Origin of the sequence: Blautia sp. AM29-29 (assembly GCF_003480555.1) — a bacterium.
Taxonomy (GTDB): domain Bacteria; phylum Bacillota; class Clostridia; order Lachnospirales; family Lachnospiraceae; genus Fusicatenibacter; species Fusicatenibacter saccharivorans.
Genome location: NZ_QUJD01000013.1, coordinates 92,036 through 101,202, shown reverse-complemented (window position 1 = coordinate 101,202; position 9,167 = coordinate 92,036). Strand labels below are relative to the sequence as shown.

Genomic DNA, 9,167 nt, shown 5'->3' with positions numbered 1-9,167 from the left:
ACAGGTTCGGTCAGCGCCGAACAGTTTAATTACGCGACCTCGTGTCGCGCATAATGGAACGGATTGTAATGCATGGACTTTTTAAAGTTGATCGTATTTAATACCTTGATCCGATATCCTCCATTTACCAGCATCTTCCCGCATTCAACGATGATTGTACCCTTGGGATCAGTGACCACATAGGACACGTGGTCCGTCATCTGCATAAGATTGGGTTTCACATAGAATCTTGTCTTTCCGGATCCGGAACCACCGATGACGATCACATTCTTATTTCGGGCATACTTTGGTGCTTTTGGTCTGCTGTTCATGGTCAAACGTTCCGTTTCTGTGAGGATGACATTGTTTTCAAAAACCGGATCCATGAAGGGTTCGATATCTTTTCTATTTCCCCATCTTGCAGATCCATACTCCACACCCTGCCGGAACTTCTTTGCATTTTTAGAACGATAGTAGACCACCAGTTTTAATGCACCTGCAACCAGAACACCTACTGTAAGATCCTGTAAAGCGATACTTGGCAGCCAGCTTAAAAATGCCAGTCGGAAATTGACTAACATCACGCCAAGTCTCTGGACCATGCTTTCTCCCAGACAATGCCGGTACAGCCAGGATCCTTTATCTGCTACATAGAAGATAAAGAAATATGGCAGATTTAAGATTACCAGCCGTTTGATCTGGACCTTCTGTAATTTCTCCCGCATCATCGTTCCTGACCTCTGGATTTTTGTCTCTGCTTCACACGCTGGCGGTGCTTTGCTTTTCTTTCTACAGATTTCTGCAGTTTCTTTCTGACAGATGGTTTCTTCACCTGTTTCTTTTTCAGTTCTACTCCGGCATATTCCCGGAAAGCCGCTGTCATCACATCCACATCTTTGGCCTTAAAGAAGACCAGATATTTCGGTGGATCCGCACCGACTTCTTTCTTCAGGCTGTAATCAATTCCATATTTTCTTGCCACACGGTCAAAGGATTTGATATTTTCATCTGTAATCTTTAAGTTGGAAAGCTGTACTCCCTGTGCATTCAGCTGCTTGATGGTCTGCTTTCCATGTGGCTTTTTCTTTTCAATCTTTTTTCGGGTTTTTTCCCTTCCTTTCTCCTGAGCCCGTCCGGTCTTTTCTGCCATTTTCACCTGCCTTGCTTTCTGTTTCCTGCGGTTGTCTATTTCCAGGAACTTCCGAAGGGCTACTTTTAGCACACCGGCAGTGATTTTGACTCCCTGGATGCTCAGGCTGATCACTTTCTGATTTACTTCTTCCTGCAATTACCCACGTCCTTTCTTTCCTTTCATCTCAGAATAAAGACGGGCAATACAATATCCGATGCATGGAACATGTTTTCCATACGGACAGCCACCACATGGTGTTGTTTTTACTGCTTTTTTCTTTTCCGGAAGCAGATAGTGGCACTGTTTCAAGCTACAGCCTTTCTTTTTGCCTCCCCACCAGTAACAGTACTTGCAGGACCATGGCTTTTCTTCCCTGTACTTTCTTCCCTCAATAGCTGCATTTGGTTCTATGATCAGATCTTTATTAGTCTTCATTCTGTTCTTCCTCTTTTCTCATGATTTCTGTCAGTTTTTTCTCTGCCTGACTTCCGGCAGCAATGAGACAATACAAAACTGTAAATATTGCCGCTGCTCCCAGAAGAGCAACAAAAATAATGATATTTCTCATGGTTTCTCCCATCTAAAAAAGCGTCCACAGATTCCTTTCGGTTTCCATGAACGCTCATTCTTATTTAATTAGTGTTTCTTTTTTCTCATAAATGCAAGGGCTCCTGTACCAGTCGCACCAATGCCGAGAAGCATAAACCACAGCCACAGATTGGTGTTATCCCCAGTCTTTGGTGAATCACTGACAGGTTTTCCACCTTCCGGTGTCTTTTCTGCCGGTTTTTCCTCATCCACCATGGTTACATGCTGTACTACACTGGTATCCTTTACTTCGAATTCCACATCTTTTGCAACCAGATAGCCATCCGGTGCTGTTTCTTCACGGAGAGTGTATTTTCCGATCGGAAGCATTTCGATGTAATGTGCTTTCTCTGTACTGGTCCAACTTTCCACAACTTTTCCATCCTGATCAAGGATTGTGAGTTTCGCTCCCGGAAGTTCTTTTCCGGCGATATCCTGTTTGGAGATTTTCACCTTCGTTACATCATCCTTCATCTCAACTTTCTGCACATCGGCAGTATCTTTGATCGTGAACTTCACGCTTTCAGCTGTCACGTAACCATCAGCAGGTTTTGTTTCAACCAGTGTGTATTCTTTTCCGACAGTCAGCTCACGGATCACATGTGCTTCTTTACCGGAAGTCCATTCATCCACGATATTTCCATCGGCATCTACCACTTTCAGCTTACATCCTGGAAGTTCTTTTCCGGTTGTCAGACTGGATTTGGTAAATTCTACAATGGTTGGCTGATTCTCAAAGGTAAAATCATAGGTTACAGTCGGCTGATCCTCACCTGCATACTCAAACGTAAATTCTTTTCCTTCATCGTTGGTTACGAATCCGTCTGGTGCATAGAGCTCTTTTACATAATAAGTTGCTCCTATTGGAAGATCTGCAACAAATGTGATCTTTCCTTCTTCATCTGTAGATTTCAGCTCAATGATCTCATCGGCTTCGATCAGGACTTTACCAGTTGTCTCAGACTTAATGTCATCTTTGGCAAATAATCCAAAGATAGCACCTTCCAGTGTACGGTCAGAATCTTTTTCTTTCTTAAGTACACTGACTTCTACTCTCTGACGGTTGTTCTGCCAGTCTTTGTCATAGACTACAACCGGTGTATTCTGATCCACGTAAGTCAGATCTACATGACGGATCTCACCATCCAGCACATGACCGTAAGCAGTTCCTGTTTCCTTCACGTAGTATTTCCCAAGTGGAAGATTTTCCAGTTTTGCAATACCGGTTTCATCTGTCTTGATCGTTGCAATCAGTTCATCCTTTTTATAGTAATCGTCACTGACGCCATCGGCAGCCTTAATGTCTTCCTCAGCATAGACTTCAAACGTAACATCTGTCAGCTTTCCGGTTACATAGTTGAAAATGTGTTCCACCACACCTTTGACCTTATCGGCCAGTGTAACAGAATCCAGGAATTCTCCTTTTTTGTTGATGATCAGTTCACCAACCGGTACCTCGTCCTTCATTTCCACTTTCTGAACCTCTCCGGTATCTTTGACTGTGAATGTCACATCATTGGCTACCAGATAGCCATGTGGTGCAAATTCTTCATGGAGGGTATAAGTCTCACCCACTTTCAGATATTTGATCACATGCGGTGCATCTTTGGAAGATGTCCAGCTATCTACTACATTTCCATCTTTATCCGTTACTTTCAGATAAGCTCCATCCAGTTCTACACCGGTTGTTGCATCTGATTTTGTGATCTCAACAGTTGTCGGCTGGTTCTTCTTTACGGATTTTAATGTTACTGTCTGTACATCCTGCCCCTGATAAGAAGCATCAAATCTCAGTACTTCATCCGAAGATACGAATCCATCTGGTGCTTTCAGTTCTTTTACATAATAGCTTCCAAGTGGAAGATCCAGTGTACATGCTGCCTGACCTTTTTCATCAGAAGTCATTTCCTGTAAAAGAGTATCTGCTTTAACGATCACTTTTCCATCTTTCGTCTGAATGTCTTTTGCATTGTAAATACCGAACACTGCTCCGGCTACTGTATTGCCTGTCTCGGCATCCTGTTTTTCGACCGTAATCGACACTTTCTGTCGTTCATCTGTGACAGAGATTTCTTTCTCGATCACTGCAGTATCCTGATCCGCATAAGCAAATTCGACATTTTCCGGCACAGTATTTAACACATAAGTGTCCGGTGCATTCTTCTCTTTGACATAGTATCTGCCAAGTGGAAGATTCTTTACGGTTGCATAACCATCTGCATCCGTTGTGACGGTTGCTACCAGTGCATCCTTTGCAAAATACAGAGTTCTCTGTCCATCTGCATCTACCTGATGATCGGCAGTATAAATATCTTCTGCCGCATAGACTTCAAATTCAGCACCTGCAAGTCCAGCCATTTCATACTGGAAGTCCTTATCAAATCCCTTTAACACTTCACCCTGTTTATAGATCTTTAACTGACCTTTGACCGGGGCATTGGTATATTCCACATCAATGACTGTATCTCCTGTGACAGGATCGGTCAGATAAGCAGTATCTGTATCAACTGCAACTGTCACATAGTTTTTGGATATTGTGTACCCATCGGGTGCCGTCACTTCCTCAATCCGGTAGTTACCAGGTTTCAGATTCTTTGGCAGTATCAGGTATCCTTCCTCATTTGTGAAATAGGATTTGTGTACCGTTGGCTTCGGGTAGGATGTTGTCTGTTCCACATATTTCTGATTATCCAGGTCGTATACCTTGAACTCAGTATTGGCCAGGAGTACAGATTTCTGTGTTTCTGCATCCTTTTTGATGATCTTTAATTTTGCTTTGAATTCCTTATCCAAAAGCACTCGCCATGTCTGCGGTGTATCCGGATGATTCTCTGTGATCTTCACTACAAAATCATCAACCGGTGCATAGTTGTGTTTGCTTGTGGTTTCTCTTACCACATAAGCTCCATATGGAAGCGGAATCGATCTTGCATATCCTTTTTCATCGGTAAACATTTCTGCCTGGCCATCTGCAGTCAGTACAACTGGTCTGGCTGAGTCAAAATCATAACTTCCATCTGCTTTTACTTTCAGATCACTGACAAGCCATGCTGAAAAACCAACTCCCTGCAGAAGATCTGCATCGGTCTTTCCGTTGTTTGCTGCCTTGATGATCTGAAATGGCTGTTTGATGACAGTTTCTTTACATACAGAAGTTCTTTCTACTATCGGAACAGTAGCACCTTCGTAAGTACAGTCCACCTCATGTTCTGTCGGATCCAGTACGTATCCCACCGGAGCACTAAGCTCTTTCAGATAATACTTTCCAAGATAGAGATCCGATACAGAAGCTTCGCCATTCTTATCCGTTGTCAGGGATGTAATCAGGCTGTCTTTCTTATGGATTGTTCCGGTTCTTCCATCCGGATGAACAATATCTTCCCTTGCATAAAGGCCATATACTGCACCTTCCAGCGTTGCATCACCCTGTGCTGCATTCCCTGTCTCAGCATCCTGTTTTGCTATGTTGATCTTTGCATTTACACGTTTGTCTGTTACATTTTTGGTCGTTGTCTTTCCGATAGCAAGAGTCACATTATAAGACTTTGTATCGATCTGATACCCTGTTGGAACAGAGATTTCTTTCAGATAAACAACTTCCTGTGTTTTCTCCATTGTGAGCTGTGAAGCACCATTCTGATCAGTTGCAGGCATCTCTGCGATCAGCTTTGTACATGCAGCATCGGAATAGATCCCGTACACTGCACCAGCCAGTGCATTTCCTGTATCCTGATCTTTCTTTACAATGGATACTTTGCATTCTTTTGTCCAGGTTACTTTAAAATCCACATATTTCTCATTTCCGACACCTTCACCGAAAACAAGAGCCAGGTCCTGTGTTCCAGATCCTGTTGTGATCTTATAGGCTGAATATTCCTTATCAATACTTCCTTTCATCTTAGAAGAGAAAGTAGCACTGACATTTTCTGCCTGATTAAGTGGTGCTGTCAGATAGAACTTTGTACCACCGGAAATCTCCACATTAGCCCCTGCAGCACTTGTTTTTCCGGTTGTCACATTTACAAGTTTTACACCTTTCGGCAGCTTGAAAGTGATCGTCTGCAGTTTATCCGCTTTGAATGTGATCACACTTGTTCGCTGGCTGTTTCCTTCCACATAGGCCTTTACATTAGATTCGGAAAAGCTCATATCTACAGACGGAATGTCCGGCATATTTACACAATAATTGTAAAGCTCCATTGCCAGGTTCTTTCCTGTTGCATTAGTTCCGGATGCCCAGTCACTGGATCCATTTGCATAAGCTGCTGCAAGATGGGTAATGATGAATCTCTTTCCTGCCGGAAAATCCGGATGTTTCTCATCGAAGAAACCATTCTCATCACTTGCTTTTGTTCCGTAATAGCAGACCTTTGCAAGTGTCTTTCCATCGGCAAGTTTCTGGATCGTATAAGTTCCATTTCCCGGTCCTTTTTTCGATGGTTCAACACAGTATGCTGTCGCATTGATGCTTCCCCATTTCACATAATATGGACAAGTCAGGTAAGAACCTAATCCATAGTCTGCGTAATAGTACCAGGAGCCGGCTGTAACTGTGACTGATTTTGTTCCTGTTTCACCGGAAGCAAGCATCATTGGCATATCAAAAGTAATACTTTCGCCTGCTTCAAGATCTGCAAGAGCAACTTCCTGGTCAACAGCTTCCTGCATAACCTCTGAGAGTGTGATTCCTGTTTCCGGATCAACGGTCTCCTGATTCTCCGTTGCTTCGATCTCTGCATCAAATTCTTTTTCTGTCAGTTCTGTTTTGCTCTCCGTTTCAGCAGCACCAGTTTCCTCTGTAGACGAGTCAGCCTCAGAATCCTCTGTTTCTGTCTTATCGGAAGAACCAGCATCCTGCTCAGAAGAACTTTCTGACTGCGAATCTTTCTGCTGATCCGCTTCTTTTACCACGATCTTTCGATTGATCTGGTAGGTTGGGTGATCCGTTGTCTGTGGTTCTACATAATAGACTGCCTTATAGGAATTGGCATAATCGGTAGAAAAATCATTCCCGTCCGTATCTTTTGCTTCCTGAAATGTAACTTTTACTTTGCTGTCATCCTGGATCGTAAGACCGGTATAATCACTCTTTACATCGAAATTGTCTCCAACCTTGATCTCATAATCCTTTGCAGTTACCACTTCATCTTCATCCAACTGATCCTTGATCTCCTCATAATACGGAATCTTTTTTACAGATCCAGCATCATCAGAAGCATAGGCAACAGCGGGAGAGAGTACCGTCGATAGAACCGTTACTGCAGTCAGTAAACCGGACATCACCCTGCGTGCTTTCTTTTTCACGTTCATTCTCTTAAATCCTTCCTTTCTGATTCTTTTGTGTATGGTTATCTGTTAGTTTCTGCATATTATCTTTTATACGAAGATGATCGCCTCCTTTCCTGAAATTTGCGCTATTTGGGACAGTCAGCACAAGCTGAGATAACAGCACAAATATATGGCGGTACTTGTTTGTCACAAATACCGCCACATGATTTCTACTGTCATCCTCTTTTTAGATTCAGACATTTTATTTTGATTTAAGATTTAAGCGTTTTCCTGTTTTCTTTCCCGGATCCGTTCCTATATCAGTTTCCATCTCTGATACGTTTTCTTCTGGCAGACACGCAGCTTTTCGCTCTATGCATGTTCAAACCAAATATCACTCCGGGCAGGCTATTCATTTTTCAAGGTACATGAAGGTGTTCTATGCAAACCCTTCATATAACGAAACGCTCAGAGCCTGTTTTACAGTGGTCTAATTCAATTTTTTTGAAATTTTTTTAAAATTCTTCGTTTTCCGCCTTTTTTTTCATCGTTTTTAATGCCCTGTTCAGGAGGTCATTTACACTCTGCTGTTTGATTCCCAGATAATCTGCAACATCCTGCTGACGCATTTCCTCGAAATAAACCAGATTGAGTACCGTCTTTTGTCTCTCTGTTAACTCTTTGATCAAAGCATTCAGAATTTCTCTGTCGATAACATCGTCAACAAAATCTTTTGAAGATCCTCTCATAATCTCCGCATCATCTGTAACATCGCTGTTAGAAAATACACCATGATTGGTGCTGATTTTGCTCTGGCTGTATGCCATACGGTCTTCAGCCTCTATCAGCAGACGGATATACCAGTTTTCATTATCAAAGAACTCTTTATTGAATTCCTTGTTATCGCCAGTTACACTCACATATTCATAGTCATCACAACTATGAAGTGGAAATACGGTTGATTGATTTCCTGCTGTATAAAGTACATATCCGTGATCATAAACAGAGATTGTTGTATCTGCATTGATCATTTCCTTTACTACAACTTTGTGTTCCTTCAAGGATTTCACGCTTGGGATTCTCTTCTCCACATCAGCAACTTTCACGATTTTTTTCAGTTCTTTTAATGTCAACATAAAGACCACCTTTCTGCCTTTCGGCTCCGGGTGGTCCATTCCATCTTTTATAAAATTCCTGCACAGACATAAAGAACTGCAGTACAAGAGGTCACGAACTCACCCGTTTTTTTTGAACGGGAGTCCGCGACTCCTTTGTAACGCATGTATCTGCGTTTAGATTAAGTTTGCCAGATTGCCTGGCTTATTCAGTTGCTATGTGCATCTTCTGATTTATTCTCTGTTTGCTGTTTGCGAAACATGGAATAATCGCCCATAGCATCGTAAGGACAACGCCTTACAAATTCCTGGTATTCGATTTCAGTCATCTTTGCTTCCTCCTTTGTGTCATATTATCAAAATCTCTATTTACAATTATTTTTGCAAAAAAGAATTCAACCTCTATATAACGAAATGCTGAGAGCCTGTTTTACAGTGGGGTACGACAAAAAATTTAAAAATTTTTCGAAATACGTCAAAAAAGCCCGACAAAACAAATACTTCAACAATCTCCAAAACCAGAAAATACTTCTGATCTTGCAGTGTATCCGTAAATGTTTTGCCGGGCTCTTAGTGATTCCAGTCAGGTTCAGCTCCTTGACAAACTCTTGCTGTCTGGTGCGTTCTTGATGGTTCCTGCCAAATCCAACGCTTACTACAGACAGCTCATTCTATTCTGTTATGATCCCTGATTCATCATCTTTCGGGAATACGTCCGCATCCTGGACTTTAATTGTTCATCTCTGATGTGGATCGGACGAACCGACACCATATCATCCTTTACAAATATCTCCAATGTACTGCGACATTTTTTGCACTCCACTTCTGAATCGCTTTGTGCGCTCTTTTCAATAAATGCTCCACATACAGAGCAGTGTACATGCCATTTAATAGCACCTGATCCCATATAGGCTTCCTCCTTTAAGCAATAAGATATTCTCCATTTATTACTCAACGGACCAAAGGGAAATCAAATCCGCCTTATGAGCATCATGCCATCCATTCCGTAAGTGCCAAAGCTACACGAACAGCACGATTTCTATTCTGATCAGATCTGCTTTGTCGATCTGTGCATCCTTTTTTAT

General features: G+C 42.2%; 5 protein-coding genes and 1 pseudogene. All 6 read right to left on the bottom strand.

Annotation, left to right across the window (positions count from 1 at the left end):
- Window positions 1–38 precede the first annotated feature (38 nt).
- A pseudogene (locus DW769_RS10850) lies at window positions 39–707 on the bottom strand (type IV secretory system conjugative DNA transfer family protein); the annotation flags it as partial.
- A complete protein-coding gene (locus tag DW769_RS10845; protein ID WP_118031494.1) occupies window positions 704–1,267 on the bottom strand; it encodes a PcfB family protein in 564 nt (187 codons plus the stop codon). The pseudogene DW769_RS10850 and the gene DW769_RS10845, both read right to left, overlap by 4 nt.
- On the bottom strand, window positions 1,268–1,546 hold the full coding sequence (locus DW769_RS10840; RefSeq protein ID WP_118031495.1) for a hypothetical protein: 279 nt from the start codon (window positions 1,544–1,546) through the stop codon (window positions 1,268–1,270).
- Window positions 1,536–1,679 carry a hypothetical protein gene (locus DW769_RS16610; RefSeq protein ID WP_164492145.1) on the bottom strand — a complete coding sequence of 48 codons (144 nt, stop codon included), beginning with the start codon at window positions 1,677–1,679 and terminating at the stop codon, window positions 1,536–1,538. Before DW769_RS16610 ends, DW769_RS10840 begins: the two co-directional genes overlap by 11 nt.
- Before the next feature lie 68 nt (window positions 1,680–1,747).
- On the bottom strand, window positions 1,748–7,009 hold the full coding sequence (locus tag DW769_RS10835) for a SpaA isopeptide-forming pilin-related protein (RefSeq protein ID WP_118520834.1): 5,262 nt from the start codon (window positions 7,007–7,009) through the stop codon (window positions 1,748–1,750).
- A gap of 473 nt (window positions 7,010–7,482) precedes the next feature.
- The gene (locus tag DW769_RS10830) at window positions 7,483–8,142 is read right to left on the bottom strand and encodes a sigma-70 family RNA polymerase sigma factor (protein ID WP_117739575.1); all 660 of its coding nucleotides are present in this window, start codon (window positions 8,140–8,142) and stop codon (window positions 7,483–7,485) included.
- Window positions 8,143–9,167: the final 1,025 nt, after the last annotated feature.